The 26662-nt window shown below is 58.3% G+C and carries 25 protein-coding genes and 1 pseudogene; 17 read left to right on the top strand and 9 right to left on the bottom strand.

All coding sequences use genetic code 11. The annotated features are described in order from the left end of the window. Position 1: 1 nt before the first annotated feature. Entirely contained in the window at positions 2–487 is a 486-nt protein-coding gene (locus tag LRK71_RS17855) for a GNAT family N-acetyltransferase (protein ID WP_232405325.1), read from the bottom strand. Positions 488–679: 192 nt separating this feature from the next. On the opposite strand from LRK71_RS17855, the gene LRK71_RS17860 reads away from it, so the two are divergent. Next, positions 680–1825 carry a trans-sulfuration enzyme family protein gene (locus LRK71_RS17860; protein ID WP_232405326.1) on the top strand — a complete coding sequence of 382 codons (1146 nt, stop codon included), beginning with the start codon at positions 680–682 and terminating at the stop codon, positions 1823–1825. Between the two features lie 31 nt (positions 1826–1856). On the opposite strand, the gene LRK71_RS17865 is transcribed toward LRK71_RS17860, so the two are convergent. After that, a complete protein-coding gene (locus LRK71_RS17865) occupies positions 1857–3098 on the bottom strand; it encodes a lytic murein transglycosylase (protein WP_232405327.1) in 1242 nt (413 codons plus the stop codon). A gap of 179 nt (positions 3099–3277) precedes the next feature. Between LRK71_RS17865 and LRK71_RS17870 the strand changes: the two genes are divergently transcribed. Beyond that, the gene (locus LRK71_RS17870; RefSeq protein ID WP_232405328.1) at positions 3278–4438 is read left to right on the top strand and encodes a lytic murein transglycosylase; all 1161 of its coding nucleotides are present in this window, start codon (positions 3278–3280) and stop codon (positions 4436–4438) included. 197 nt (positions 4439–4635) lie between these two features. Here LRK71_RS17870 and LRK71_RS17875 read toward each other — a convergent pair whose 3' ends face one another. The 3 genes from LRK71_RS17875 to LRK71_RS17885 form a co-directional block, all read right to left on the bottom strand. Then, a complete protein-coding gene (locus LRK71_RS17875) occupies positions 4636–6186 on the bottom strand; it encodes a TRAP transporter large permease (RefSeq protein ID WP_232405329.1) in 1551 nt (516 codons plus the stop codon). Then, positions 6179–6682, bottom strand: a complete 504-nt coding sequence (locus LRK71_RS17880; protein ID WP_232405330.1) for a TRAP transporter small permease subunit — start codon at positions 6680–6682, stop codon at positions 6179–6181. Before LRK71_RS17880 ends, LRK71_RS17875 begins: the two co-directional genes overlap by 8 nt. 112 nt (positions 6683–6794) lie before the next feature. After that, positions 6795–7880 (bottom strand): TRAP transporter substrate-binding protein, encoded by a 1086-nt coding sequence (locus LRK71_RS17885; protein ID WP_232405331.1) that lies wholly within the window; start codon positions 7878–7880, stop codon positions 6795–6797. Positions 7881–8250: 370 nt separating this feature from the next. Between LRK71_RS17885 and LRK71_RS17890 the strand changes: the two genes are divergently transcribed. The 5 genes from LRK71_RS17890 (at position 8251) to LRK71_RS17910 (ending at position 13757) form a co-directional block, all read left to right on the top strand. Beyond that, positions 8251–9777 (top strand): class I adenylate-forming enzyme family protein, encoded by a 1527-nt coding sequence (locus tag LRK71_RS17890; protein WP_232405332.1) that lies wholly within the window; start codon positions 8251–8253, stop codon positions 9775–9777. Between the two features lie 78 nt (positions 9778–9855). Beyond that, on the top strand, positions 9856–10920 hold the full coding sequence (locus tag LRK71_RS17895) for a C4-dicarboxylate TRAP transporter substrate-binding protein (RefSeq protein WP_232405333.1): 1065 nt from the start codon (positions 9856–9858) through the stop codon (positions 10918–10920). 83 nt (positions 10921–11003) lie between these two features. Further along, the gene (locus LRK71_RS17900; RefSeq protein WP_232405334.1) at positions 11004–11507 is read left to right on the top strand and encodes a TRAP transporter small permease; all 504 of its coding nucleotides are present in this window, start codon (positions 11004–11006) and stop codon (positions 11505–11507) included. A gap of 47 nt (positions 11508–11554) precedes the next feature. Beyond that, entirely contained in the window at positions 11555–12895 is a 1341-nt protein-coding gene (locus tag LRK71_RS17905; protein WP_232405335.1) for a TRAP transporter large permease, read from the top strand. Between the two features lie 67 nt (positions 12896–12962). Continuing rightward, complete coding sequence (locus LRK71_RS17910; protein ID WP_232405336.1) at positions 12963–13757, top strand: IclR family transcriptional regulator; 795 nt, start codon at positions 12963–12965, stop codon at positions 13755–13757. A 56-nt stretch (positions 13758–13813) separates the two neighbouring features. On the opposite strand, the gene LRK71_RS17915 is transcribed toward LRK71_RS17910, so the two are convergent. Continuing rightward, positions 13814–14335: a CBS domain-containing protein gene (locus LRK71_RS17915; protein ID WP_232405337.1), complete on the bottom strand. Its 522-nt coding sequence runs from the start codon at positions 14333–14335 to the stop codon at positions 13814–13816. Positions 14336–14432: 97 nt separating this feature from the next. On the opposite strand from LRK71_RS17915, the gene LRK71_RS17920 reads away from it, so the two are divergent. After that, the gene (locus LRK71_RS17920; protein ID WP_232405338.1) at positions 14433–14621 is read left to right on the top strand and encodes a hypothetical protein; all 189 of its coding nucleotides are present in this window, start codon (positions 14433–14435) and stop codon (positions 14619–14621) included. An 89-nt stretch (positions 14622–14710) separates the two neighbouring features. Here the strand turns inward: LRK71_RS17920 and nqrM are convergent, their stop codons facing one another. Beyond that, positions 14711–14959 (bottom strand): (Na+)-NQR maturation NqrM, encoded by a 249-nt coding sequence (nqrM, locus tag LRK71_RS17925; protein ID WP_232405339.1) that lies wholly within the window; start codon positions 14957–14959, stop codon positions 14711–14713. Between the two features lie 14 nt (positions 14960–14973). Next, positions 14974–15999, bottom strand: a complete 1026-nt coding sequence (locus tag LRK71_RS17930) for an FAD:protein FMN transferase (RefSeq protein ID WP_232405340.1) — start codon at positions 15997–15999, stop codon at positions 14974–14976. A 196-nt stretch (positions 16000–16195) separates the two neighbouring features. Here LRK71_RS17930 and LRK71_RS17935 point away from each other — a divergent pair, with 196 nt between their 5' ends. Genes LRK71_RS17935 through nqrF form a run of 6 tightly spaced genes read left to right on the top strand, consistent with a single transcriptional unit; the run spans position 16196 to position 22032 of the window. After that, entirely contained in the window at positions 16196–17533 is a 1338-nt protein-coding gene (locus LRK71_RS17935) for a Na(+)-translocating NADH-quinone reductase subunit A (RefSeq protein ID WP_232405341.1), read from the top strand. A gap of 4 nt (positions 17534–17537) precedes the next feature. Beyond that, positions 17538–18737, top strand: coding sequence for an NADH:ubiquinone reductase (Na(+)-transporting) subunit B (locus LRK71_RS17940; RefSeq protein WP_232405342.1), 1200 nt, complete (start codon positions 17538–17540; stop codon positions 18735–18737). Then, a complete protein-coding gene (locus LRK71_RS17945; protein WP_232405343.1) occupies positions 18730–19536 on the top strand; it encodes a Na(+)-translocating NADH-quinone reductase subunit C in 807 nt (268 codons plus the stop codon). The genes LRK71_RS17940 and LRK71_RS17945 overlap by 8 nt, the downstream gene beginning before the upstream one ends. After that, on the top strand, positions 19536–20189 hold the full coding sequence (locus LRK71_RS17950; RefSeq protein WP_232405344.1) for an NADH:ubiquinone reductase (Na(+)-transporting) subunit D: 654 nt from the start codon (positions 19536–19538) through the stop codon (positions 20187–20189). The genes LRK71_RS17945 and LRK71_RS17950 overlap by 1 nt, the downstream gene beginning before the upstream one ends. After that, a complete protein-coding gene (nqrE, locus tag LRK71_RS17955) occupies positions 20189–20797 on the top strand; it encodes an NADH:ubiquinone reductase (Na(+)-transporting) subunit E (RefSeq protein WP_027238297.1) in 609 nt (202 codons plus the stop codon). Before LRK71_RS17950 ends, nqrE begins: the two co-directional genes overlap by 1 nt. Before the next feature lie 14 nt (positions 20798–20811). Beyond that, a complete protein-coding gene (gene nqrF, locus LRK71_RS17960; protein ID WP_232405345.1) occupies positions 20812–22032 on the top strand; it encodes an NADH:ubiquinone reductase (Na(+)-transporting) subunit F in 1221 nt (406 codons plus the stop codon). Positions 22033–22169: 137 nt separating this feature from the next. Here nqrF and LRK71_RS17965 read toward each other — a convergent pair whose 3' ends face one another. Beyond that, positions 22170–23201 (bottom strand): LacI family DNA-binding transcriptional regulator, encoded by a 1032-nt coding sequence (locus LRK71_RS17965; RefSeq protein ID WP_269751796.1) that lies wholly within the window; start codon positions 23199–23201, stop codon positions 22170–22172. A gap of 305 nt (positions 23202–23506) precedes the next feature. Between LRK71_RS17965 and LRK71_RS17970 the strand changes: the two genes are divergently transcribed. From LRK71_RS17970 to LRK71_RS17980, 3 genes and pseudogenes are all read left to right on the top strand, one after another. After that, positions 23507–24544: a TRAP transporter substrate-binding protein gene (locus LRK71_RS17970; RefSeq protein ID WP_232405347.1), complete on the top strand. Its 1038-nt coding sequence runs from the start codon at positions 23507–23509 to the stop codon at positions 24542–24544. A gap of 69 nt (positions 24545–24613) precedes the next feature. Next, positions 24614–25177 (top strand): annotated as a pseudogene (locus LRK71_RS20490) (TRAP transporter small permease subunit); the annotation flags it as partial. Between the two features lie 156 nt (positions 25178–25333). Continuing rightward, on the top strand, positions 25334–26623 hold the full coding sequence (locus LRK71_RS17980; protein WP_232405398.1) for a TRAP transporter large permease: 1290 nt from the start codon (positions 25334–25336) through the stop codon (positions 26621–26623). Positions 26624–26662: the final 39 nt, after the last annotated feature.

Below are 26662 nucleotides of genomic sequence, written 5' to 3' on the forward strand. Positions count from 1 at the left end.
GTTATAGCTGTTTTTGCATCAGGATCAGATCCAGCCACTGATCCCATTTACGCCCGACTTGTGGCATCAGCCCGGCGTGGCGAAAGCCGAGGGCGCTGTGAAAGGCGACGGCCTTGGGGTTGGCGCTGCTGATCCCGGCCACCAGCACATGCACGTCCTGCGCCCTTGCGCGTTCTTCCAGTTGCTGCATCAAAGCCCGCCCCAGCCCCCGGCCCTGAGCTGCGGGCAGTAGTTGGATCGAATGTTCCTGAGTGTGGCGATACCCTGGACCATTGCGAAAGGGGCCATAGGTGGCAAAGCCCATGACGCGCTCGTCGATTTGGGCCACCAGAAAGGGCGGCGGGTTGCTGCGCAGGCGACTGGCAATTTCTTCGGGGTGGCGTTCCTGGGTGGTGAAGGTAAACAACGTGTCGCGGATCAGGCGGTTGGCAATGTCGGCAATCTGCACCGCATCTTGGGGGCTTGCCTGGCGGATCTGGGTGGGCATTGGCGGGATCTATCCTTTGTGCCTTTGCGGGTGTGCAATCTGGAGCATGGGTGATGTCAAAGCTCAAGCCTGATTGCGATGCAGGGGTTGTTTTCACTCTACGTCTTGGGCAGGTTTTGGCGGGAAAGCGATTGAACTTGGCTCGGGCACGCTTCAAAGATAGGCCAAAACAGACAGCGGAGTACCCGGACGATGCAGCGCAATGATTTGAAGCCAGCCACAATTGCTGCCCATGCGGCGGGGGCCGTTGATCTGGCCAGCGGTGGCGTGGTGCCCCCCATTCAGCCCTCAACCACCTTTGTGCGCGACCGGGACTATCAACTGGTGAACGAGGATAATGTCTATCTACGCTCGCATAATGATGCGGTGCGGCTGGGCGAAGAGATCCTGTCCCGACTGGAGGGTGCCGAGGACACGCAGTTGTTTCCTTCGGGAATGGCGGCGATTGCCGCCGTGTTTCGCACCGTGCCAAATGGCGGCGCGGTGATCGTACAGTCGGGGATCTACTGGGGCACCACCAAATGGATCCGCGACTTTTGCAGCCGCCGCGACATTACCCTGCATGAGGTTGACGCCAGTGATACGGGTGCGCTGCAGGCGCTGTGCGCAGGGCTCAAGGCGCAGCTTGTGTTTGTTGAGACCCCGTCAAACCCCTGGCTGAAAACCGTTGATATCATCGCCGCCAAGGCCTGCGCCGAAAGCTGCGGCGCATTCTTGGTTGTCGACAGTACGGCGGCGACGCCGCTGCTGACCCAGCCCCTGGCGCTGGGGGCTGACCTGGTGATGCATTCCGCCACCAAGGTGATCAACGGTCACTCTGATGTGTTGGGCGGCGTGCTGAGCACTCGTGTACGTACCCCGGTTTGGGAGGCGATCTGCATGGATCGTAACGAGGCCGGCGCAGTCATGGGCCCGTTTGAGGCCTGGCTTTTGGTGCGCAGCATGCGCACCCTGCCGCTGCGGGTGGAAAAGATGTGTGCCAATGCCATGGCCGTGGCGGAATTCCTGGCCGCCCACCCCGAGGTCGAAGAGGTGCTCTATCCTGGTCTGCCCAGTCACGAGGGTCATGACCTGGCGGGGCGGCAGATGCAGGGTGGCTATGGGTTCTTGATGTCCTTCCTGGTCAAGGGTGGGCGCGCGGCGGCCCTGGCAGTGGCGGGGCGGCTGAACCTGTTTCACCGCGCCACATCGCTGGGCGGCGTCGAAAGCCTGGTCGAACATCGCCACACCATCGAGCCGCATACGGGCATTCCTGAAAACCTGTTGCGGATCTCAATCGGGATCGAGGATATCGATGATTTGATCGCGGATCTGTCGCAGGCGCTGCAGGGCGGTTGACCACCCGCCAGTGCCAAGTGTTGCGGTGCGATCAGTTAGACGCCAATGCTTTCATTGACCGATCCGGAAAGCAGCTGGGGGCGGTTCCAGTTGCTTCTTGCCAGCGCCCCAGAGAGCGGCGGGTTTTGAAGCCAACCAGCCCATCGGCACCGCCGACATCATGGCCGAGCGCCTCTAACCCCCGCTGCATTGCGGCCACGTCAGAGCGGTAAAGCCTATCCAGCCGATCCCAGCGGGCGGTGAAATCGCCCACCCCGTATTGGATGCGGTCCCCGACATGGCCGACAAACAGCGCGTAGAGATCGCTTTTGTTGTAGTCCTTCAGCACATAAAAGTTACGGGTGACCAGAAATGCCGGCCCATGCCGCCCGGCAGGCAGCATCAAGAAACCCTGCTCGGCGCGTTCCATCGCGGGAAATGCGCGTCCAGAGACCCTTTTGATGCCCAGTTTTTCCCAATCGGCGATGGTGCGCCCCTGATCCGGGCCTTCCAGCGCGCAGGACACCGCAGCGGGGAGGGTGACCTCGAACCCCCAGTCACGGCCGCTTTGCCAGCCGTGCTGCGCCAGGAAATACCCAATCGACATCAGCGTATCCGCCTCTGAGTGCCAGATATCGGCGCGTCCGTCACCGTTGCCATCCGCCGCATATTCCAGATAGTTGCGCGGCATGAACTGCGGCTGGCCCAGGGCACCGGCCCAGCTGCTCTTCATGGTGCTGGGATCTACCTGTTTGCCCTGTGCAATTTGTAGCGCGGCGATCAGCTCAGCCCGGAAATAGGATGCGCGGGTGCTCATGAAGGCCTTGGTGCCCAGTACACGAAACACATTATGCGGGATCTGGGCCCGGCCATAGGCGCTCTCGCGGCCCCAGATCGCCAGGACGATCCGGCCCGGGACCCCGGTTTTGGCCTCAACCTGGGCGAGGGTGGTGGCATGCATCCGTGCCATCTGCCGCCCCATGGTGCTGGCGCTTTGCACTGCGCCGGGGCTGAAATATTTGGCAGGGATGCCAAATTCGGCCTGGCGCTGCTGTTTTGGCCCCTCTGGGCGGGCACCGGGGGGCACCAGATCGGGAAGATCCCAGTTCAGGGCCACGTCGGAAAAGGCGCGCTTAAATGTCCGGCGTGAGACGCCCGCGGTCTTGGCCTCGGGCCAGATGTCTTGCTGCAACCAGGTTTGAAACTGGCGCTCTACCTTGGCGCGGTTTTGTGCTGTGGCCATCAAGGGCAGCAGACACAGGCACAGGGCAAAGAGAATAAGGCGGGTAAACATCTGCGCGGGCTCCGGTGGGGTCATTGTCTTGGCTGGCAGGCTAGCGCAGCTGCGGTCTATTTGCACGGTGTCAGATTGCACCCTCGGCGAGGAGACGCCCAGAGGTTGGGGCGTGGCTTGCGATAGATTGCAAGTGGATCAAGATGCGCTAGGGTAAAGAAAAAATAGCGAGCAGAGATATGAGTTTTTCCAAGGATATAAGCCGACGCAGTTTTGGATTTGGCCTTGCCGCCTTTGGCTTAGTGGCCTGTAGCAATGTCACCCAGGCCAATCAGGGCGGTGCGCCTGGGGCCAAGGCGGGACTGCCGCCAGATCTGCGCCCGACACCCAATACGGGCTATGACGCCTGGGTTGCCAGCTTTCAAAAACGTGCCCGGGATCAGGGAATTCCAGAGGCCACCCTGCGGGCCGGGTTTCGCGGTGCTGGCTATCTGCCCGGTGTGATCAAGCGCGACCGCAACCAGACCGAATTCAAGCGCACGCTGGAGGATTACCTGTCGATCGCGGTGTCCGATGAACGGGTCTCCAAGGGGCGTGCCGCCTATCAGCGGCATCAAGCCACGCTTAAATCGTTAGAGGCAAAATACGGCGTCGATGCCTCGATCATCACCGCCATCTGGGGGCTTGAAAGCTTTTACGGCGAAAGGCGCGGCGATGTGCCGGTGATTTCAGCCACCTCGACGCTGGCCTATGATGGGCGGCGCGGTGCATTTTTTGAAAAGCAGTTGATCGCGGCGCTGAAGATTTTGCAAAATGGTGATATTTCGGCGGCGAAAATGACTGGCAGCTGGGCCGGAGCTATGGGCCATACCCAGTTTATTCCGACGTCTTATCAGGCCTTTGCGGTTGATTTCACCGGGGATGGGCGGCGTGATATCTGGTCTGAAGACCCCACGGATGCGCTGGCCTCAACCGCGGCCTATCTGGCGCGCAACGGCTGGAGCCGCGGGCAAATCTGGGGGCGCGAGGTCACTGGTGCGGCGGCTGCGGGGGCGTTGCAACCACAGCCCGGCGGGCCGAGCTTTGCGGTGACTGGCAATTTCCGCGCCATCAAGCGCTATAATAATTCGGATGCCTATGCCATCGGGGTAGGGCATCTGGCAGATCGGATTGCCGGTGGGCCACCGCTGCGCAGCAAGTTCCCGCCTGATGCCAACGGTTTGACTAAGGATGACCGGGTGGAGCTGCAAGAGCGCCTGACCGCAAAGGGCTTTGACACCGACGGCGCTGATGGGGTGCTTGGCCCCAAAAGTCAGGCGGCAATCAGCGCCTACCAGGCCAGCATCGGTCAGCCGACCACGGGTGTTCCCTCGCAGGATCTTTTGCGCGGCCTGAAATAGCAGCATGGCCTTTGCGCCTTGGGGCTATGGGATCTGGGGCTGGCCTGAGCTAGTTTTGACGCTGTCTAATAAATGGGATGGTCCAGGACGAAAGAGGAACCGACTGCCAGAAAGCCAGTGTTGATGGCAATCAGGTGGAGTTTATTCGCGATACGGGTCAGGATCATTGGATCCTGACCCTATTTTCATTCAGTGCCTTAGAACATTACGCTGGGCAGATAGGTGGCGATCGCTGGCAAGAACCAGATCAGCGCCACGGCGATAATCTGGATCAGGATAAAGGGCATCACGCCGCCATAGATATGGCCAGTGGTGATTTCCTTTGGTGCAGCGCCGCGCAGGTAGAACAGGGAAAAGCCAAAGGGCGGCGTCAGGAAAGAGGTCTGCAGGTTGATGGCAATCAGTACCGACAGCCAGACCGGATCATGCCCCATGATCATCAGCGTGGGCATCACCAGCGGCAGCACAATCACCGAGATTTCGACGAAATCGAGGAAGAAGCCTAGCACAAAGATGAACAGCATCGAAAAGACCAGCGCTCCGAGGGCTCCGCCGGGCATCGATGACAGCAACTCATGCACCCGATCTTCGCCGCCAAGCCCGATGAACACGAGCGAAAAGATCCCGGCCGCCAACATGGTGGCAAAAATCATCGAGGTCATGGTGAGGGTGGAATTCAGCGCCGGTTGCAGTACCTTTTGCACAACCATGCTGCGTAGGGCGAGGGCAATGGCCACCAGCCCGGCCAGCGCCAGCGCCATATAGGCGCCGCCAAGCAGATAGCTGCCAAGCCCCAGGTCGCTGCGTTGCAGCCGCACCGGAAAGATCCCGGCTCCAATGGCAAGCAAGACAAGGCTGACGGTGCCAATCAGGATCAACCGACGATTCGCGCCATTCTTGACAGCAGCGATCAAGGCGGCACCTATACCGCCAACCGCAGCCGCCTCGGTTGGAGAGGCAATACCGCTGAGAATAGCGCCCAGCACTGCGAGAATCAGCAGGATGGCAGGCAGGATCGCCTGCGCCACTTCGCTCAGGGGGGGGCGTGGCATATCGGCGGGGGCAGGGGGCATGTCTTGGGGCCGGAGCCAGCCGCGCGCCAGAACATAAAGGATATAAAGCCCGACCAGTGTCAGCCCCGGCAATAGCGCTGCGGCAAAGATCTGCCCGACGGAAATGGTCTCGATGGTGAATTTGCCCTGTTCGTACTGCGCCTGCTGATAGGCATTGGACACCACATCCGACAGGATGATCAGCAGGGTCGAAGGTGGAATGATCTGCCCCAGCGTGCCCGCCGAACAGACCAGTCCCGAGGCAACACGCGGATCATAGCCCGCCCGCAGCATGGTGGGCAGGGCGATCATGCCCATGGCCACCACAGTGGCACCAACAATCCCGGTTGAAGCCGCCAGCAGCATGCCCACCAGGATTACCGAAATGCCAAGCCCGCCGCGCAGCTGCCCAAAAGAGCGCCCCATGGTATCCAGCATATCCTCGGCGATGCGGCTTTTTTCTAGAATGGCCCCCATCAGCACGAACAGCGGAATGGCAATCAGCACATTGTTGGTAAGCAGTCCAAAGATCCGCTGAGACATTGCCCCCAGCAATCCAAGGTTCATTACCCCCATAGACCAGCCAACAAGGGCAAAAATGATCGCTGTTCCGGCAATCGAAAAGGCCACCGGAAAGCCCGACAGAATGGCCACCATCAGGGCGCCAAACATTAGCAGATCAAGATATTCAGCCATCACGGGTCTCAGTCTTCAAAAGGATGCGCAGCACGCAGGACAGGGATTGCAAGAGCACCAGAATGCAAAAGGCGGGGATCAGGCTTTTCAGCAGAAACACGGCCTTGATGCCACCAACGGAAATCGGCCCTTCCAAGATTTTCCAGGAGTTGGAGACCGCAGGCCAGGACCAGTAGAGCAGCATCAGCATCGCCGGGGTCAGCAGGAACAGATGGCCAAACAGATCAATGCGGTCTTTGCCGCGTTGGCCAAGTTTGTCGTAAAAGATATCCACCCGCACATGGCCATCCTGCAACAGGGTATAGCCCGCCCCCAGCATGAACAGGGTGGCATGCATATAGAGCACCGATTCCTGCGCTGCGATCGAGGAATAGCCAAAGACAAAGCGCGCAATCACAATCAGGAACTGCGCTATAAGCATTGCCAGCGCCAGCCAGCGCACAAGAGTGCCGGTGGTTCGGCTGATGCCATCCAACATTGAGATTAATCGCTGCATCTCTGTCCCATCTTTTGCCCGGCTCCGGTTTGTCTTGACCCAGAAAGGCCGCATTGAAAAAATCCGGCGCGAGAGACCCGCGCCGGACAGCTAACAGTATGATTTCAGACTCTTAGTACCCTAGCGCCTTGGCGCGAGCGTTCATCTGGCCGTTGTCTGCATAGCTCATATAAGACCCAACAGACTCGCGGTAGGCAAGGAAGCTCTGGGTGATGCGGCGCACCAGCTCGTCGTCGTCCTCGGCCAGCTCTGCCATCACTTCGTCGGCGGCAGAGGCCATGGCGGCCAGCACATCATCGGGCAGTTTCCTGACCTTGACGCCTTCGTTTTCCACCATCTGCTTCAGCGCCTGGGCGTGTTTGGTGGTGTATTCGGTCCAGACCGGGTTGTAGAGGCTCTCGCAGGCAAAGCTGACCGCCTGCTGCAGGTCTTCGGGCAGTTCCGCGTATGCGGTTGCGTTGACACCGCATTCCTCGGCCGAGGATGGTTCGCCAACACCGGGCCAGTAGTAGTTCTTGGCCACCTGATAGAAGCCCATGGCGCTGTCGCTCCAGGGGCCGATGAATTCGCCGGCATCCAGCGCGCCGGTCTGTAGCGCCTGGAACATGTCGCGCGGCCCCATCGACTGCACGGCCATGCCGATCTTGGAGCACATCTCTGAGGCGAGACCGGTGGTGCGGAACTTCAACCCCTTCAGATCATCAAGAGAATTGATTTCATTGCGGAACCAGCCCTGCCACTGCGGGCCAGAGTTACCACAGAGGAATGGTTTCAGGTTAAAGCGGCCATAGATTTCATCATAAAGCGCCTGACCGCCGCCATGATAGAGCCAGCCAACCTGTTCATCCGCGCGCAGGCCAAAAGGCTGCGAGCCAAAGAGCAACATACCTTTGGATTTGGAACCCCAATAGGCGGGAACCGCATGGTACAGCTCGGCCGTGCCTTCGGAAACCGCGTCAAAGACGCCGCGTCCGGGTACCAGTTCGCCAGCGGCGTGCAGCTTAACCTCGATGCGGCCACTGGATAGGGTGGTGATCCGATCCGCCAGCATCTGCGCGGCCACGCCGGGTCCAGGCAGGTTTTTGGGCCAGGCGGTGACCATGTTCCATTGGCGCACGCCCTGCGCAGTAGCGGGGGCCGCAAGGGAGCTTGCTGCGGCGCCTGCGGCACCGATCTTGATAAAGTCTCTGCGTTTCATGTCGATCTCTATCCCTGAAGATTTTTATTAAGCATACGCATGAAATTTTTAAGTCTGTACATAAAAAATGTCAATTCGCCTTTGATGCGGGCAAGCATTTTAGTGTCTGGCGCGATCAGATACCTAGGTGACAAGGTGGCGTGGCCGTTGATCTATTGGGCTGCGCAGGGGGTATCTGGCTATGATTAAATTTTCAGCGGCCTGGCATTAGGATGGTGGCGAGCCATGGAGTTGATTTCACTATGAGGCCGATAATTCCACATATTGAAATTTACAACTAAAGACACTATACCCGATATCAACCCATCCCTGCCCTGGTTGGGGTCAGAGGTCAGGCTATTAGACCATCCATATGAGAGAGGGACGCCCCATGCAGACCCGCATCCATCACGCCTTGAACGCCGCTGCGACCGCACAGCCAGATGCGCTTGCAACGGTTGATTTTGCAGACCGCGCCTATAGCTGGGCCGATCTGGAGGGTGCCAGTGCAGAGGCTAGGGCTGTGTTGCAGGGCTGCGGGGTCGGGCCGGGGGATCGGGTGGTCCTCGTCTTTGAAAACAGCCTGGAGGCCTGCGCCTTCCTTTTTGCCATCAGCCAACTCGATGCCATTGCGGTGCCGTTGAATGCGCGGCTCACCCATGCAGAGCTGGATCGGTTGATCACCCATAGCGACCCCAGCGTGGTGGTGTTTTGCCATGCCGCGTCTGACGCGGCCGTAATCCATGGCAAGGCCTATTCTGCGCGGTCAGAGCGAGGGCGCTTTGGCGCGGTGGGCCTGTTTCTGCGGCGTGGCAACCGGCCGGAACCCTGTTTTGATGACCCTGATGAACAGGTGGCGCTGCTTCTTTATACTTCGGGGACCACGGGGGCGCCCAAAGCGGCGATGCTGACGCATCAAAATCTAATTTCTGCGGCGGATGCCACCGTGAAGGTGCGCGGCATGCAGTCCGGGGACATGACCTTTCTGGCGCTACCGCTCTCGCATATCTTTGGGCTGGTCACCTTTTTGTCGATTTGCGGGTCCATGGGAAAAATGCGGCTTGAAGCGAAGTTTTCGGTCGAACGGCTCTATGCTGCCCTGCAACGTGATGTGACGATGCTGCCAGCGGTGCCGCAGATGCATGCGCTGCTGTTTCACTATGCCCGTGAGCAAAACAAAACCAGTTATGAGGGCGGATGCCTGCGCTTTGTTTCCTCTGGCGGGGCACCGCTGGATCCAGTCTGGAAACGCGAGGCAGAGGCCTTTTATGGCCTTCCGCTGCAAAACGGCTATGGGCTGACCGAAGGTGCCGCCGGGGTCTGTAGCACCCAGAATCGGTTAGGCGACCCGGACGTAAGCGTTGGCTACCCGATGCCGGGCAGTCGGCTGCAGCTGGATTTTGACGCCATAGGCGCTACCCCGGCCGAGGGCATCGGTGAAATTCTGGTGGCCGGGCCACAGGTCATGAAGGGCTATTTTCGCGACCCAGACCAAAGCGCCAGAGTTCTGACCAAAGACGGCTTTGTCCGGACTGGTGATCTGGGGGTATTTGATGCGCAGCAGCGGCTGCATATCGTCGGCCGTTCAAAAGAGCTGATCTTTCGCTCTGGCTATAATGTCTACCCGGCCGAGGTCGAAGCGGCGCTGACCGACCACCCCGACGTCATCATGGCCGGGGTTGTGGGGCGGCCGGCAGCGGGCAACGAAGAGGTGCTCGCCTTTGTCAAAGTGGCGCCGAACTGTCACCTGCGCGAGGAGGATTTGGCGGCCTTTGTTCACGATCGGCTTGCCCCCTATAAACGGCCGACCCGGATCATTTTGGCGCAGCAGTTGCCGGTGGCACCAACCGGGAAGATTCTCAAATCAAAGTTGATTTCTTCTTTCACGGACCGGCTCTTGCGGGAAGTCACTGGGTAAATGTAAATTCTACTATGCAGAAGTACGTTCTGTATGTTAGCTAGACTCAAATGTCGTCTCGGGGAGGAGAATTTGACAATGCGTTTTGTGAAAACCACAATGGGGGCCGCAGCTGTTGCCCTGTCAATGGGCGGTGTTGCAGCAGCCCAGACCACCATTTTCTATGGCCATAGCGGCCCGGCGCGCGGCACCGTGCCTGCGGCGTTGAAATGGTTTGATGGCCGGATCGGCGAGCTGTCCGACGGCGATCTGAAGTTGGATGTGCAATGGGGCGGCGCTCTGTTCAAGGCTTCTGCCTCGGTGCAATCGATCGGTGATGGCGTTGCGGATGCGGGGTCGATCATTTCGGCCTATTTTCAAAAGGAAATGGCGGCTTATTCGCTGGCGGATCTGCCTCTGGGCGGCCCTAATCCCTGGGTTGGCCTGCGCGCCACCGACCACCTGATGCGCACGGTTCCAGAGATCACGGAAAACCTGGCGCGCCAAAATTTGGTCTATATCGGCACCTTCACCGCTTCGGATGTGAATGTCGCCTGCAAGGGCGGAGAGATCTCGTCGATTGCAGATATTGCAGGCAAGAAAGTGCGCGGTGCCGGCGTCTATGGCAAGGTCTTTGGCGAATTGGGCGCCACCATGGTCAACCTTAGCGTTTATGATGCTTATCAAGGGCTTGATACCGGGTTGATCGATTGTACCCAGGGATATTCCTACATCGTTCCGGCGCTGAAATGGCATGAGGTCATCGATAGCTATACGGTGTTGAATTGGGGCCAGATTGGCGGCTACGGCATGTTCATGAATAAGTATAGCTATGACGCGCTGAGCGATGAGCAAAAAGCGGTGATGACTCAGGCAGGCACCGAGCTGGCCGATAAGTTTGCCCAGATCGTCATTGGCGCCAATTCCAAGGCGCTGGCCGCGATGCGGGCGGGCGAATATGACCGCCCCGTCAAGGTGATCGAGGTTTCTGCCGAAGAGCGTGCAACCCTGAACGCAGCCACCGAACCCTTTTTGCAGGACTGGAAAGACAACGCCGCCAGTGTTGGGCTGAACCCGGATCACATGATCGAGGTTTATACGCAGGCTGTGGCTGATTTCACCGCCGAGTTCGAGGCCGAGGGCTACCCTTGGGAGCGCAACTGAGCTGCACCCGAACCTGATGCACCGGGGCAGGAGAAATCCTGCCTCGATGTTTCAACTTTCAACATATTGCAAAGGTGGCAGATATGCTGGACCGGATAGAAAAACTCTGTATCGACGTGGCAACGGCAGCGATTATTCTATTGGCTCTGATGATCTTTGCCGATGTGATTGCCTTGAACCTGTTTCACGCCTCGGTGCCGGATGCGGTGATCATCGTGCGTGAACTGATGGTGCTGGCTATCATTATGCCGCTGGCGGCTGCCACCACCCAGCGGGCGCATATCGCGGTTGAATTCTTGACCAATATGCTGCCGCCGCGCCTGGTGGATTGTTTTGTGGTCTTTGGTACTTTCTTCGGGGTCTTTGCCCTGACGCCGCTTATCTATGCGGGCGGGAAGGAGCTGATGCACCAGATCAATACTGGCAGCGCCTTTTATGGTGATCTCAACCTGCCGCAATGGCCAGGGCGGCTGGCCTTTGTGACCGGCATTGCGCTGTGTTGGCTGCGGCTGCTGATGATGGGCTGCAGCGATATTGTGACCCTCTGGCGTGGCGGCAGGTTGGCGTTGGACGCCGCAGGCGACTAAGCGACACACCCCTTCCGTAGACCTCTTTAATATCGGGAATAGATGTAATGGATCCGGCAACGATTGGATTGGTGGCCTTTGGCCTGATGCTGGTGCTCTTGGCGATGCGGGTGCCGATTGCCTTTGCGCTGATTGGCGTGGCTACGATGGCGGCCTTTAGTATTTTTGCCTTCAGAACCGGAACCTTCATGCCCGAACGCGCCATCCGGGCAACTGCGTCCCTGGTGTTTTCGAACTCTTTCGATCTGGTGCATAGCTTTGATTTGTCGATGATTCCGCTGTTTGTGGCGCTTGGCAATATCGCCTATCGGGCAGGTATTACCACGGCGGTCTACAATTCGGCCAAGGTCTGGTTGGTGCGCCAGCGTGGCGGGCTGGCGGTGGCTTCGGTCATGGGCTGTGGCGGGTTTTCCGCCATCACCGGATCAAGCCTGGCCTGTGCCTCGACCATGGGTAAGATCTGCACGCCGGAAATGCTGCGCCTTGGCTATGATCCGCGTCTGGCGACAGCAAGCGTGGCGGCGGGTGGCACATTGGGATCGTTGATCCCACCAAGCATCCTGTTCATCATCTATGCCATTTTCACAGAAACATCCGTCAGCAAGCTGTTTCTGGCGGGGGTGCTGCCGGGGCTGTTGACACTGGCGGGCTTTGTGCTGGTGATCTGGGTCTGGATCCGGGTCAATCCCAAACTTGTGCCCGAACGTGGTGCAGCGGCCAGCTTTGGCGAGAAAATGGCCGCCGCCCGCGAGGCATGGCCTGCGGCGCTGATCTTTGTGATCATCGTGGTGGGGATCTATGGCGGTTTTTTCACCGCTACGGCGGCGGCGGCGGTGAGTGTTGTGATCACCACCCTCATCGGCTTTGGCCAAAGACGCCTGACCCTGCAGGGCCTGTGGGAAGCGGTGCGCGAAACCTGTGTGCAGACCGCCGCGATCTTTGTGGTGGCTGCCGGGGCCAAGATCTTTGTTGCCGCCATTGCCCTGACCGGCATGGCACCGGCGCTGGTGCAGGCGGTGGCCGACGCGCAGCTGTCGCCCATGGTGCTGCTGCTGTGTATCTGTGCTGTCTATCTGATGCTGGGCATGTTCCTTGATCCCATTGGCATCATGGTTCTGACCCTGCCTTTGGTGGTGCCGCTGGTCGAATCCTACGGCATGAACCTGATCTGGTTTGGCGTTGTCGTGGTCAAGCTGCTGGAGATCGGCCTGATCACCCCGCCGGTGGGTCTGAATGTCTTTGTTCTGTCGAATGTGGTGGGTCGAGCGGCGCCGATTGGCACTGTTTTTGCCGGCATCTGGCGGTTTCTTTGCGTTGATGTGCTGGTTCTCGCACTCATTGTGGGCTTTCCGTCGATTTCGCTTGTCTTGTCGATGACAGCAAGATGAACGGGCTTTTTCATTGGCTCTAAATTCGATAAGTTGGAATTTCTAACCATGGCTAGGACTTGAGGCAATGTCAGAACTGAAAGACGATAAGCGGTTTGCCAACACCCTGGCGCGTGGTCTCAATGTGTTGCGGGCCTTTGGGCCCAATGACGATGGCCTTGGAAATCTTGAAATATCAGAACGCACGGGCCTGCCGCGTTCCACTGTTTCGCGGCTGACCTTCACGCTCTGTGCGCTTGGGTATTTGACCCATGGACATCACCATGACAAATATCGGCTGGGGCCTGCGGCGTTGGCGCTTGGCAATATCGCGGGGGCTTCTTTTGGCTTTGTGGAAACTGCCGGGCCGATCATGCAGAGGCTGGCGGATGCCACCAAGACGCTGACCGGGGTGGCGATCCAGGATGATGGCAAGATGCTGATCGTCAAGACTTGGCGGCCGCGCAATTCAACCACCATCTGGCTAAATGTCGGCTACCGGATGCCGATCCTGGCCTCTTCTACCGGGGCGGCCTTTCTGGGGGCTCTGGGGCGGAGTGAGCTGGCCAAGTTGACCCAATCCATGGCGCCACAGGATCAAGGCCAATACCAAGAAGCTTGGGCCGAGGCGCAGGCTGACTTACTTAGCGATGGCTATGCCTTTGTACGCGGAGAACAGCGTTTCAACCGCTCGATCAATGCCATAGCAGCGCCCTATCGTCCGTCAGAATTTGGCGAACCAGTCGCCTTTCTGAGCGGCGCGCGCACTGTCGATCTGACCGATGACCTGATAACCGAGAGCGTCGGGCCGGCGCTGGTGACTGCGGTGCAGGAGCTGTTGCATATCACCGGGCGCCGCTTTCCGATCCACTCTGAGGACTGACCCCGCGCGCCGTGCTCTCGCCCACTGGCACAGAGTGGGAGAGAGAAAAGGAGCGCTTAGCCAACAATCATCTGTTTCAATTGCAACGCTTCGTACTCCAGCTCTTGCAGGCGGTAGTTCACCACATCGCCAACCGTTAGCATACCGCAAATCTCGCCCCGCGACATCACCGGCATATGGCGAAACCGCCCTTCGGTCATGCGCCGCAGCACCGTCACAAGCGGATCCGCTGGGGCGCAGATCTCCACCGATCGTGTCATATTGTCGGCCACCGTTTGCGGTAGGGTCTGGCCGGGAGTTTCCGCCAGTTTGCGCACGATGTCGCGCTCTGACAGGATGCCCTCAAGCCCGCCTTCGGTACTGGTGACCAAGAGGGCACCAATTTTGCGATCCCGCAGAATCTTGACGGCGGTACTGATCGTGTCTTTGGGAGAGATCGTGTAGACTGTGCTGCCCTTGCGCGCGATCAGTTTTTCAACTGTGGCCGTCTCTTGCGCGATATTGCTATCGACAGACTGGCTGTGACTGGCCTGTTTGGGCTGGTCGCCCACGTGGGGCGCCTGATATGAACTTGGCATGTCGAAATGCTCCCTTTTGGTTGCGGTGCTTGGGTTGTCTCATGGTGCTGTGCCGTGCCATTCAGTCTAGACGACAAAACATCGATGGGGAAATACCTTGCTTGCCTCGCAGATCACTCTGACGCCTCTTGTTGCCACGGTTCTGATATTTCTGGCGGTGCTGGCGGGCAATCGCTATCGCCGGGTCTGGAAGGCAGAGGGGCCGCGCTGGCAGCTTTGGCTGTTTGGTCTGCTGGCGGCTGGGGCGCTGTTGTTGCTGGCCTTTGTGCCGATGCAGACGTCATGACAACCTGCTGAAAGCCTTGGGCAGACACAGCAAAAAGGCGACCCAAGGGGCCGCCTGTCGTACATAGGCCTGGCAATCATCTGGGCAGGTCAGGGATTGGCCTGCATCTCTGCTTCCATTTGTTCCACTATCTTCCGGGCGCGCTTACACTGTAATTTGTCACGCAGCGGGCTGTCAGGATCGATATCCTTGCTGCAGACAACGCATTTATCGGCGCCGGAAATGGCGTTCAGCCCGCCGCAGCTGCCCTTGATGGTCTTACCCATCAACAAAACACCCAGCGACATGCCCAGCATGACAAGTGTCAAAAGCCCAAAGGTAAACAGGAAAGTGGTCATGGGATCTGTGCCTTCTATTGCTCTGCCTGCAGCTTTGCAAACTGGGTGCTGACGGTTATTTCAAACCCTGTTTCACCGGAATCGGGCTGACGTGCAATGAACAAAACTGCGAGCCCCTCTGCCTCGGCGATGGGCAGCCCACGGTCCTGACCCAAGGCCAGCAGTGCGGTGGCCCAGCCATCTGCCATCATGGCAGAATCGGCCAGCACGGTGACAGAGGCGGTCCCATGGGTAATCGGGCGGCCGGTGACCGCGTCAATGATATGGGAATAGCGGATGCCATCCTGTTCAAAATAATTACGGTAATCGCCGGATGTCGCCATGCCAAGCCCGGAGACATCGAGGATTTCTTCAATCGTCTGGGCTGCGGCATCAGGGCGTTCAATGCCGATGCGCCAGCTGGCACCATTCGGGTTCTGGCCTGCGGTGACCAGATCGCCGCCGATTTCAACCATATAGTCGCGCAGACCCGCCGCCTGCAGTGCGGCTGCAACTTGATCTACCCCATAGCCCTTGGCGATGGCGGCCAGATATACCGAAGTTTCAGGCAGGCTTTTGCGCAGGCTGTTGGGGGCCGCTGACAGGGACAGGATCTTGTCCTGACCAACCATCGCCAGCGCGGCCTGGATCGTTGCATCCGACGGCACCGGGCTGTTGGCGTTGCGCGCCCCAAAGCCCCAGATTTCGATCAGCGGGCCAAGGGTGACGTCAAACAGCTTTTCGCTTTTGCGGTGGATCTCGGTGGCGGCGCGCATCACCTTGGCCAGTTCCGGCGAGATTTCGATCGGGTCGGTCACAGCGGCGGCGTTGAAGCGTGAAATCTCTGATCTGGGGTCCCAATTGGACATCTGCGCATTGACCTGATCCAGCGCCTGGGTGATCGCATCCTGCACCACATCGGGTGAAAGCGCGGCGGTCTTGTCGACTGCGATGATGTTATAGGTTGTGCCCATTGTTTCACCGCTGAAGGTCAGGGTGACCGGATCTGACTTGCAGGCGGCAAGCAGAACCATCAGAGCAACAAGAAAGAGCCGAGCCATTTGTTCACCTACCCTTGAAACGCCCTCCTATTGTACGCTATTCGCGGCTCTGTCAATCAAGCCTCGGTGGGCCTGATCTGACACTTTTGCATTTTTCCAGTGGGAACTTGGTCCAGATCAGACTATTTGCAGGCCGAATCCGAACAACGGCCACGATGTGTTGGTTCTGACCGATAGCAGAGAAGAAGAGATAGAGTTGCGGCATTACAAGCTACAAAAAGGACTCGAACTCCCGGTTGAAGGCGCGCCTTCGCAGGAGGTTCACGTGGGTCCGGCAGTCAGGACCGTTGCCCTTCTGGGCAGCGATTACCTGGGTCTGAAACCCCGTCTCGCGGTGCAAGAAGGCGATGTGGTCGCCGCTGGCACTCCGATCTTTGCCCATAAAGACACCCCTGAGGTGCAGGTGGTTTCGCCAGTGGCGGGCCGTGTGAAAGCGATCAACCGGGGTGCCCGACGGGTGCTGATCAGCGTTGAAATCGAAGTGGACGCGGCGGCGGCCGATCCGGTTGATTTCTCGGCGGTGGGCGATGTCACCACCCCTGAAGGTCTGGCAGAGCGGCTCTGTGCGGCGGGCCTGTGGACGTCGTTCCGCAGTCGCCCCTATTCCAAGGTGCCCAGCCACGATAGTCGCCCGGCCGCGATCTATGTCACCGCGATGGAATCCGAGCCGTTGGCGCCAGATGCGGCGGTTGTCATCAATGATGCGGCAGAGGATTTTGTTACCGGCCTGCGCGCGATCAGCACCCTGACCGAGGGCAAGACTTACCTGTGTCAATCGGCTGAGACCTCGGTCCCCAGCGTCGACGAGGTTGAGGTTGCCGCTTTTGAAGGCCCGCATCCGGCCGGTCTGGCTGGCACCCATATGCATTTCATCGAACCGCCCACCGCCACCAAGACGGTCTGGAGCATTGGCTATCAGGATGTGATTGCCATTGGTCGACTGCTGAGCACGGGCACCATTAATGCCGAACGCGTCGTGGCGCTGTCAGGTCCGCTGCTGCGCAATCCGCGTCTGCTGCGCACCATCGCTGGCGCCTCTATGGAAGAGCTGCTGGCCGACGAGCTGGAAAATACGGTCGCTGCCCGAATGATTTCCGGTTCTATCCTGTCGGGACGCGCTGGTACCGGGGTTGATGGCTATCTGGGGCGCTATGCGCGGCAGATCACCGTGATCGAAGAAGACAATAAACAGATCCCATTGGGCTGGATCCGCCCGATGGCGAGCAAATATGCGGTGCAGCCGGTGCTTGGCTCGTTGTTTTCCAAGAAGCTCTATGCGCTGACATCGAACCTAAATGGCGGGCGCCGGGCTATGGTGCCCACTGGCACCTTTGAACGGTTGATGCCGCAGGACTACTTGCCAACACAGTTGCTGCGCGCGTTGTTGGTGATGGATACCGACCAGGCCCAGGCGCTGGGTGCGCTGGAGTTGGACGAAGAAGATCTCGGGCTGGTCGGCTTTGCCTGCCCGGCAAAATACGAATACGGACTGGCGCTGCGCGACAGTCTGACGAAGATCGAAAAGGAGGGATAGTCTCTTGGGTCTCCGTAACTTTTTTGACCGCATTGAGCCGAACTTTACTAAGGGCGGCAAATGGGAAAAGCTCTTCCCCATCTACGAGATGGTCGAGAGCTTTCTCTACACACCAAAGACGGTCACCACCGCAGCGCCCCACGCGCGGTCTTATATCGATATGAAGCGGATCATGACCTATGTGGTCATCGCAACGATCCCTTGTATCCTCTTTGGTCTTTATAACACCGGCTTGCAGGTCAATACCGCGCTTGGTGCCTACGAGGCCACGGGCTGGCGCGTTGCCGTGCTGGAATTCTTTGGCATTGGCTTTGATCCCAGCAATCCGCTGGTCAATATGGCGCATGGGCTGCTGTATTTCCTGCCGATCTATATCACCACGCTGGTCGTGGGCGGCATTTGGGAAGTGATCTTTGCCACCGTGCGCGGGCATGAGGTCAACGAAGGCTTCCTGGTGACGTCGATGCTTTATGCCCTGATCGTGCCGGCCAGCATTCCGCTGTGGCAGGTGGCGCTTGGCATTTCCTTTGGCGTGGTGATCGGCAAAGAAGTCTTTGGCGGCACTGGCAAGAACTTCCTCAACCCGGCGTTGACCGGGCGGGCCTTCCTGTATTTTGCCTATCCCGCCTATATGTCCGGCGATAGCATCTGGACGCCGGTTGACGGGTTTTCTGGCGCAACTGCGCTGTCGGTTTCCGCCTCGTCCGGCTTTGACCAGCTGGCGGCCAATGGGGTGGAATGGATGGATGCCTTCATCGGCACCATTCAAGGCTCCTTTGGCGAGACCTCGACCCTGGCCTGTATGATTGGTTTGGCCTTCCTGCTGATCACCAAGATTGCCAACTGGCGTCTGATCATTGGCTGCATGGCGGGCATGGTGGGTTTCTCGCTGCTGCTCAACACCATTGGGTCCGACAGCAATCCAATGTTTGCAATGCCCTGGTACTGGCATCTGGTCACCGGTGGGTTTGCCTTTGGCATGGTCTTTATGGTCACCGAGCCGGTTTCGGCCAGCCATACCAATATGGGGCGCTATATCTATGGCGCGCTGATTGGCTTCATGGTGGTGATGATCCGGGTGATCAACCCGGCCTTCCCCGAAGGCATGATGCTCGCCATTCTGTTCGGCAACGTCTTTGCGCCGCTGATCGACCATTTTGTCGTGCAGGCCAATATCAAACGGAGAGCGAAGCGTTATGTCTGAGCAAACCAACAAAGGTGTCATCCGCCGCTTTCTGGAGGCCTCGCCTGATTCAACCGGCAAAACCCTGTTTGTCGCTGTGGTGCTCTGCCTCTGTGCCTCGATGATCGTTTCGGCGGCGGCAGTGGCGCTGCGCCCAACGCAGGAAGCCAACAAGCTGAAAGACAAGCAGATCAATATTCTGCAGGTCGCAGGCCTGTATGAGCCCGGCGTCAATGTGACTGAGGCCTTTGGCGCCTCGTTTGAGCCGCGGGTGCTGGAGCTGGCAACCGGGCGATTTACTGATCAGTTTGATGTGGCCGAATTCGACGACCGTGCTGCGGCGGATGATCCGGCTACCTCGATCAAACTGGACTATGACCCGGCCTCGATTGGGCGGCAGTCAAAATACATGACCGTCTATCTGCTGAAAGATGCGGCTGGCGCGGTCGACAAGGTGATCCTGCCGCTGCATGGCTATGGTCTGTGGTCGACGCTTTATGGCTTTATCGCCGTGGAAGAAAACGGCAATGACATCTTTGGTCTGCAATTCTACAGCCATGCTGAAACCCCCGGCCTGGGAGCCGAGGTCGACAACCCGCGCTGGAAAGCGCAGTGGAAGGGCAAGCGCCTGAGGGATAACAGCGGTGAGCTGCAAATCACCGTCGCCAAGACAGCGCCAGCGGCTGGCAAGGAATTCCATGTGGATGCCCTGTCGGGTGCCACGCTGACCTCAGCTGGTGTTGATAATCTGGTACGCTTCTGGATGGGCGAAACCGGCTACGCCCCCTTCCTTGCCAATCTCAAAGCAGGAGATATCTGATGGCCCAGACACGTAGGGAAATGCTGCTCGATCCGCTGGTCGACAACAACCCGATTACCCTGCAGGTGCTTGGCATCTGTTCTGCCCTGGCGGTGACCTCTTCGCTGAAAGTGGCGCTGGTGATGACCATCGCGGTGACGCTGGTGACGGCGTTTTCATCGATGTTCATTTCAGTGCTGCGTAACCAGATCCCCAGTTCGATCCGCATCATTGTGCAGATGGTGATCATTGCATCCTTGGTGATCCTGGTGGATCAGGTGCTCAAGGCCTATGCCTTTGAGATCTCCAAAACCCTGTCGGTTTTTGTGGGTCTGATCATTACCAACTGTATCGTCATGGGCCGCGCCGAAGCCTTTGCCATGAAGAACCCGCCGGTGGCCTCTTTCATTGACGGGATTGGCAATGGGCTGGGCTATGGCTTTATCCTGATGCTGGTTGGTTTTTTCCGCGAGCTGTTTGGCGCGGGCTCGCTGTTTGGGGTTACCATTCTGGAAACCGTGAACAACGGTGGCTGGTATGTGCCAAACGGGTTGCTGCTGCTGCCGCCCTCTGCCTTCTTCGTTATCGGTCTTTTGATCTGGGCCTTCCGCACCTGGAAACCCGAACAGGTGGAAGAGCGTGAACATAAAATTCAAGTCGTAGAGGCCCACTGATGGAAGCGCTCCTCTCCCTCGCGGTCAAGGCGATCTTTGTTGAGAACCTGGCCCTCTCCTTCTTTCTTGGCATGTGTACCTTCATCGCCGTTTCCAAAAAGATTTCCACCGCCATCGGTTTGGGTATCTCGGTGATGATCGTGCAGGCGATCACCGTGCCGGCCAACAACCTGATCCTGACCTACCTGCTGGCGCCCGGCGCCCTGGGCTGGGCCGGATTTCCGGATGTGGATCTGACCTTTCTGGGGCTGATTTCCTATATTGGCGTCATCGCGGCGCTGGTGCAGATCCTTGAGATGGTTTTGGATAAATACTTCCCGCCGCTTTACAACGCGCTGGGGATCTTTCTGCCGTTGATCACCGTGAACTGCGCCATTCTGGGGGGCTCTCTCTTTATGGTGGAACGCGACTATGGTTTTGCCGAGGCAGCGACCTATGGCCTGTCTTCCGGCTTTGGCTGGGCCCTGGCCATCACCGCCATGGCAGGCGTGCGCGAAAAGCTGAAATATTCTGACATTCCTGATGGATTGCAGGGGCTTGGCATTACCTTCATCACCGCTGGACTGATGGCTATGGCCTTCATGTCCTTCAGCGGCGTGAAACTGTAAGAGGGGCTGGAAATATGGCGACCTTTGGACTTGGCATTGTCCTTTTCACCCTGATCGTTCTGGCGCTTGTCAGCATTATCATTGCGGCCCGTTCCAAGCTGGTGTCGACCGGTAATGTGAACATCACCATCAACGGCGAAAAAACCATTTCCGTGCCTGCGGGTGGTAAACTGCTGCAGACTCTGGCTGCGGAAAAGCTGTTTGTGCCTTCGGCCTGTGGCGGTGGCGGCACCTGTGCCCAGTGCCGGGTGCGGGTGCATTCCGGTGGCGGCTCGATCCTGCCTACCGAAGAGGGCCATATCACCAAGCGCGAAGCCGGCTGCGGCGACCGTCTGTCCTGTCAGGTAGCGGTCAAGCAGGACATGGAAGTTGAAGTGCCCGAAGAGGTGTTTGGCGTCAAAAAGTGGGAATGCACTGTGCGTTCCAACGAAAACGTCGCCACCTTCATCAAGGCGCTGGTCTTGGATCTGCCCGAAGGCGAAAACGTCGATTTCCGCGCTGGCGGCTATATCCAGATCGAGGCCCCGGCCCATGCGTTGAAATACACCGATTTCGACATCGAAGAAGAGTATCGCGGCGATTGGGACCGCTTCAATGTCTGGCAGTATGAATCCGTGGTGTCAGAGCCGGTTGAACGCGCCTATTCCATGGCCAACTATCCGGAAGAAAAGGGCATGATCATGCTCAATGTGCGGGTTGCGTCGCCACCACCTGGTTCAGAAGGTATCCCTGCCGGTCAGATGTCGAGCTACATCTTTAACCTGAAGCCCGGCGACAAGGTGACCATCTCGGGTCCCTTTGGCGAATTCTTCGCGCGCGATACCAAAAAAGAAATGATCTTTGTGGGCGGCGGGGCCGGTATGGCACCAATGCGCAGCCATATCTTTGATCAGCTGAAGCGGTTGAATACGGATCGCAAGATTAGCTTCTGGTATGGCGCACGTTCCAAGCGTGAGATGTTCTTTGTAGAGGATTTTGACGGCCTGGCCGCTGAAAACCCTAACTTCGAATGGCACGTGGCGCTGTCGGATGCGATGCCCGAGGATGAGTGGACCGGCTATACCGGCTTTATCCATAATATCCTGTTCGAGGAATATCTGAAGAATCACCCGGCACCGGAAGACTGTGAATACTACATGTGTGGTCCGCCCATCATGAATCAATCGGTGATCAACATGCTCCTTGATCTTGGCGTTGACCGCGAAGACATCATGCTGGACGATTTTGGCGGTTAATCCCGCAGATTTGCCCCAGATTTGATAGCGCAAGTTCAAAACGGTCCCCCGGTTTTCGGGGGGCCGTTTTGCGTTGAACAGGGCCGAAACCGCGGGTTCCTAACAGGGCAGGGGCCGCCGATGCCGCAGGCCTAGTCTTATGGATCTGGCGTTGCGGGTGGCTGGGTAGCAATCAGCCCAAGGTCGATTTCGGGGCGCAATTCTTGCTTGATTGGGGCCAGTGGCGCGCCGCTGGCCACCGCCTGCAGTATCATCCGCACGGCGGCTTCGCCGATTTCGTGGCGCGGGGTGCGGGTGGTGCCGATCCGGCCCGGCACGCCGGAAATAAAATCAAGCCCGTTGCAGCCGACCAACCCGACCTGATCCGGGATAGCAATCTGTAAGTCATTGAAATGATGATAGCCACCAGCGGCCAGATCATCGTTGGAGTAATATATGCAATCCAGATCCGGGTGATCCTGCCACAGCGCCCGGGTCAGGTGTCGACCGGTTTCAATCGAGGAAAACCCAGGGTCCTGGCGCTGCGCCACCAGCCTGACATCGGCCTGCTGCAACCCCGCGAGGAAGCCATCAAAACGCTTTTGGGCGCGGTTGTCCTGACCAAGCCCACAGCCGATATACCCAATGCGTTTTCTGCCGCTTTGCACCAGGGCCTGCGCCATGTCAAAGCCGACCTGATGATGTGAAAACCCAACGCAGCCGCCAATGGGGTCGCCGTCGGTATCCATAATCTGCACCACAGGAATGTGGGCTTCGCGCAGCAGTTTTGCGGTGTCAGCTGGAAATTCCAGGCCGGTGACAATCAGCCCGGTGGGTCGCCAGGACAGCATGTTGCGCACCACCTCGTATTCTCGTTCCGGGTCGTATTCGGTGATGCCGCAAACGGGCTGCAATCCGGTCCCATAGAGCGTCTCGGTGATCCCGTTCAGTACATGTGAAAAGACGATGTTTTCAAGGTTGGGCAGCACCACGCCGATCAGATCGGTGGCTTTCCCGGCAAGAGAGGAGGCAAGGTGATTCCCGACATAGCCGATTTCGCGCGCGGCCTTTTGCACCCGCATGATACTGCGCTGCGACACGTCCTTGTCCCCTCGCAGAGCGCGGGAGGCAGTCATCTTGCTGACCCCTGCCGCCAAGGCAACGTCCTGCAGGGTCTTTCGCTTATGCATTATTTCAACCTGTTGTTGACCAAAGGAAATGTCGCGCGGCCCCCGATTTTGGCCAACTTAGTCGAGGCGGCGTCCAATAGCAAAGCGTTGAAACGCGTTGACCTGTGGATGGAAATCCGTGCATGGTGTCAAAACCGGTATCGGTACCAGTTGGGAGGCTGGAGAGATCGGTGCACCATTTTGGTGGAATATATTGCCGCCGCAAAGCCCGCAGGGGTGCAGCCATAGGGGGCGGTTGGGATGCGGGGCCTAGCCCTCGCACATAGGAGGGGCCGGGCGAAACCGGTCTGTAAGGGAGAACAACAATGACCAAGAATTTTGTAAAATTTCCACGGGCCACAGCCCTGAGCCTTGCCGCCATGGCGGCGCTGGCCTCGCCACTGGCTGCGCAAGAGCATCAGTGGACATTCCAGACCTCTGCCCAGGCGGGCGACAATTTCTTTGCGATCGAGGAAGAATGGGCCGAGCGGGTGAAGACCATGTCGAGCGGACGAGTGGAAATCACTATCGTGCCAGTTGGCTCTGTGGTGGCGCATGGCGAAACCCTGGATGCGGTTGGGGCCGGGATCCTGCAGGGTCATATGACCGATCCGTCCTATTTTTCCGGCAAGGATCCGGCTTTTGCCATGCTGGGCAATCTGGTTGGTGCCTGGTCTGATCCGCAGCAGATGTTCAACTACATGAACTACGGCGGCGGGATGGAGCTTTATAACGAGCTGGTCAATCCCTATGGGCTGCAGATCCTTGGTGCTTCGGCCACCGGGGTAGAGGCGTTCTTGTCGACCCGTCCGCTCAACACTGTGGACGATCTGAAGGGGCTGAAAATGCGCGCCCCCGAAGGCATGGTGCAAGAGGTCTTCGCTGCCGCCGGGGCCGCCCCGGTGAACCTGCCGGGATCAGAGGTCTATACCTCACTGGAAAAAGGCGTGATTGACGCGGCCGACTATACCGTGTTTTCCACCAACCATGCGCAGGGCATGCATGAATTTGCCAACTACCCTATCTATCCAGGGTTTCATTCGATGCCGGTGGTGGATGTGTCGATGAACAAGGAAATCTACGATAACCTGCCCGCCGATCTGAAGGAAATTCTGGCGGTTTCCGTTCGTGACTTTGCCCAGGATATGGTGGCGCGGCTGGATATGGCTAATGCGGTGGCCGTCGCCGAAGCCATGGCCGATCCAAAGGTCACGGTGATCAACTGGTCCGACGAAGAGCGCGCCAAATTCCGCGGCATCGCCCAGACGCAGTGGGCGCAATGGGCCGATCGTTCAGAAATGGCTGGCAAGGCCTATGAAAGCGTCTCTGCCTATCTGATCTCGGCTGGCCTTTTGGCCCAATAGCACAGATCTCAAACAGAAGAGGAGGGGCTTTGCGGCCCCTCTTTTATCCGGGGCGGGAAAGAGTTGCGCATGGCACAGGACACAACAGTGAATTTTGCGGCAGAGGCCGAAGCGCAGATTGAAGCGCTGAAACAGGCACATGAGGCCGATAGTGGCGATGCGCAGACCAAGCTGGATCGCGGGATCCTGTCGCTGGGCGGTGGCGTTGCCTTTCTGTTTGCGATTTCAACATTAGTTTCGATTTACGAAATCGTAATGCGCTATTTCTTTAACGCACCCACCATCTGGGCCCATGAAACGGTGATCGCGCTGGTGGCGGTCTGCTATCTGTTCGGCGGCGTGCAGTGTCTGGCGTCAGACAAACATATCCGCATCGGGCTGATCTATTTTGACAGCCAGGGCGGTACCCGTCGTCTGCTGGATCTGGTCAATGCGCTGCTGACCCTGTGTTTTGCCGTCGCCATTGCCTATGCCGCCTATAGCATGGTGGAAAAATCCTGGTGGACCCCGCAGGGGGATCTGCGGTTAGAACGGTCGGGTTCGGCCTGGAACCCGGTGACCCCGGCGCTGGTCAAGATGGCGCTGTTTCTGGCAGCGGTGGTGCTGACGCTGCAATCTCTCGGCCATATCTGGGTGGCAATCAAAGGCACTGGGTATCGCCAATCAAGCCAGGAGCCGCCCAGCAAAGCCGCCATGATTGGGATTGCGCTGGTCTTTGCCATTCTTCTGGCGGTCTGCGCAGTGCTGTTCACCCAGGGGCGCAGTCTGGGCATCGAGATAAGCTCTTGGATGCTGGTGGGCAGCATCATGGTGATGATCCTGACAGGCATTCCGCTGGCCTTTGTGACCGGGTTGATTGCTATTCTGTTTACCCTGGCCTGGTTTGGCCCCATGGGTGTGCCGCTGGTGTCCAGCCGGATCTATTCCTTTGTGAATGAATATGTGCTGGTGGCAATTCCGATGTTTGTGCTGATGGCATCCCTGCTGGATAGATCCGGCATGGCGCGCGATCTTTATGACGCGATGCGTATCGTGGCCGGGCGATTACGGGGAGGGGTGGCCATCCAGACACTGGTTGCGGCAGTGTTTCTGGCGGCGATTTCCGGCATTATTGGCGGTGAAATTGTGCTTTTGGGGCTGATTGCCTTGCCGCAGATGCTGCGGCTTGGTTACAATCGGGCGCTGGCTATTGGCACGGTCTGTGCTGGCGGGTCATTGGGAACGATGATCCCGCCTTCAATCGTGCTGATCGTCTATGGGCTGACATCCGGCGTTTCCATTGGCGATCTGTTTCTGGCCACGGTCCTGCCAGGGTTGATGCTGGCCAGCTTTTATATCCTCTATATCTATGTGCGCTGCACCATTTCGCCGGATATGGCCCCCGCGCCGTCGGCTGAAGAACAAGATATTCCCATGGCGGAAAAACTGGCGAAGCTGAAAGGCGTGGTACTACCTTTTGGGGTGGCGGTGCTGGTGCTGGGCTCGATCTATGGCGGTATTGCCTCGGTCACCGAGGCCGCGGCGATGGGCGTCATGGGCGTGTTCCTGTCGGCGGCGATCCGGCGCGAAGTCACCTGGGCGCTGATCCGCGACAGTCTGCAGCAAACGCTGGAAACCTGTGGCATGATCATCTGGATTGGTGTTGGCGCCGCCGCCCTGGTTGGTGTTTACAATCTGATGGGCGGCAACCGTTTCATCGAAAGTGCAATCCTGGCCAGCGATGCGTCGCCTGCGGTGGTTGTACTGATCATGATGGCGATCCTGTTGGTGCTGGGCCTGTTCATGGACTGGATCGGCATTGCGCTGCTGACCATGCCGATCTTTGTACCGATCATTATCAAACTGGGCATGGATCCGGTCTGGTTCGGCATTCTTTTTGCGATGAACATGCAGGTCAGCTACCTGTCGCCCCCCTTTGGCCCGGCGGCCTTTTATCTAAAATCGGTCGCGCCCAAGGATATGAGCCTGGCGGAAATTTTCCGCGCGCTCTTGCCCTTTATTGCCATTCAAATCGTCGCGCTGGCGATTGTCTTCATGGTGCCTGATGTGGCGCTTTGGTTGCCCAACTGGCTAGACTGATCGCCCAAGCGGCATCTTCTGTTCTGTTGTGACTATTCA

Source organism: Pseudophaeobacter flagellatus, assembly GCF_021228235.1.
In the GTDB taxonomy this organism is placed as follows: Bacteria; Pseudomonadota; Alphaproteobacteria; order Rhodobacterales; family Rhodobacteraceae; genus Pseudophaeobacter; species Pseudophaeobacter flagellatus.

What these genes read in the sequence shown, in the direction of transcription:
- LRK71_RS17885 (WP_232405331.1), bottom strand. Translation starts at nt 7,880, where the DNA reads ATGAAACGCAGAGACTTTATCAAGATCGGTGCCGCAGGCGCCGCAGCA.
- LRK71_RS17915 (WP_232405337.1), bottom strand. Translation starts at nt 14,335, where the DNA reads ATGCCAAGTTCATATCAGGCGCCCCACGTGGGCGACCAGCCCAAACAG.
- nqrM (WP_232405339.1), bottom strand. Translation starts at nt 14,959, where the DNA reads ATGACCACTTTCCTGTTTACCTTTGGGCTTTTGACACTTGTCATGCTG.
- LRK71_RS17875 (WP_232405329.1), bottom strand. Translation starts at nt 6,186, where the DNA reads ATGGCTGAATATCTTGATCTGCTAATGTTTGGCGCCCTGATGGTGGCC.
- LRK71_RS17950 (WP_232405344.1), top strand. Translation starts at nt 19,536, where the DNA reads ATGGCCCAGACACGTAGGGAAATGCTGCTCGATCCGCTGGTCGACAAC.
- LRK71_RS17865 (WP_232405327.1), bottom strand. Translation starts at nt 3,098, where the DNA reads ATGTTTACCCGCCTTATTCTCTTTGCCCTGTGCCTGTGTCTGCTGCCC.
- LRK71_RS17905 (WP_232405335.1), top strand. Translation starts at nt 11,555, where the DNA reads ATGGATCCGGCAACGATTGGATTGGTGGCCTTTGGCCTGATGCTGGTG.
- LRK71_RS17910 (WP_232405336.1), top strand. Translation starts at nt 12,963, where the DNA reads ATGTCAGAACTGAAAGACGATAAGCGGTTTGCCAACACCCTGGCGCGT.
- LRK71_RS17965 (WP_269751796.1), bottom strand. Translation starts at nt 23,201, where the DNA reads ATGCATAAGCGAAAGACCCTGCAGGACGTTGCCTTGGCGGCAGGGGTC.
- LRK71_RS17860 (WP_232405326.1), top strand. Translation starts at nt 680, where the DNA reads ATGCAGCGCAATGATTTGAAGCCAGCCACAATTGCTGCCCATGCGGCG.
- LRK71_RS17890 (WP_232405332.1), top strand. Translation starts at nt 8,251, where the DNA reads ATGCAGACCCGCATCCATCACGCCTTGAACGCCGCTGCGACCGCACAG.
- LRK71_RS17895 (WP_232405333.1), top strand. Translation starts at nt 9,856, where the DNA reads ATGCGTTTTGTGAAAACCACAATGGGGGCCGCAGCTGTTGCCCTGTCA.
- LRK71_RS17980 (WP_232405398.1), top strand. Translation starts at nt 25,334, where the DNA reads ATGCTGGTGGGCAGCATCATGGTGATGATCCTGACAGGCATTCCGCTG.
- LRK71_RS17930 (WP_232405340.1), bottom strand. Translation starts at nt 15,999, where the DNA reads ATGGCTCGGCTCTTTCTTGTTGCTCTGATGGTTCTGCTTGCCGCCTGC.
- LRK71_RS17945 (WP_232405343.1), top strand. Translation starts at nt 18,730, where the DNA reads ATGTCTGAGCAAACCAACAAAGGTGTCATCCGCCGCTTTCTGGAGGCC.
- nqrE (WP_027238297.1), top strand. Translation starts at nt 20,189, where the DNA reads ATGGAAGCGCTCCTCTCCCTCGCGGTCAAGGCGATCTTTGTTGAGAAC.
- LRK71_RS17855 (WP_232405325.1), bottom strand. Translation starts at nt 487, where the DNA reads ATGCCCACCCAGATCCGCCAGGCAAGCCCCCAAGATGCGGTGCAGATT.
- LRK71_RS17970 (WP_232405347.1), top strand. Translation starts at nt 23,507, where the DNA reads ATGACCAAGAATTTTGTAAAATTTCCACGGGCCACAGCCCTGAGCCTT.
- LRK71_RS17870 (WP_232405328.1), top strand. Translation starts at nt 3,278, where the DNA reads ATGAGTTTTTCCAAGGATATAAGCCGACGCAGTTTTGGATTTGGCCTT.
- LRK71_RS17880 (WP_232405330.1), bottom strand. Translation starts at nt 6,682, where the DNA reads ATGCAGCGATTAATCTCAATGTTGGATGGCATCAGCCGAACCACCGGC.
- LRK71_RS17900 (WP_232405334.1), top strand. Translation starts at nt 11,004, where the DNA reads ATGCTGGACCGGATAGAAAAACTCTGTATCGACGTGGCAACGGCAGCG.
- nqrF (WP_232405345.1), top strand. Translation starts at nt 20,812, where the DNA reads ATGGCGACCTTTGGACTTGGCATTGTCCTTTTCACCCTGATCGTTCTG.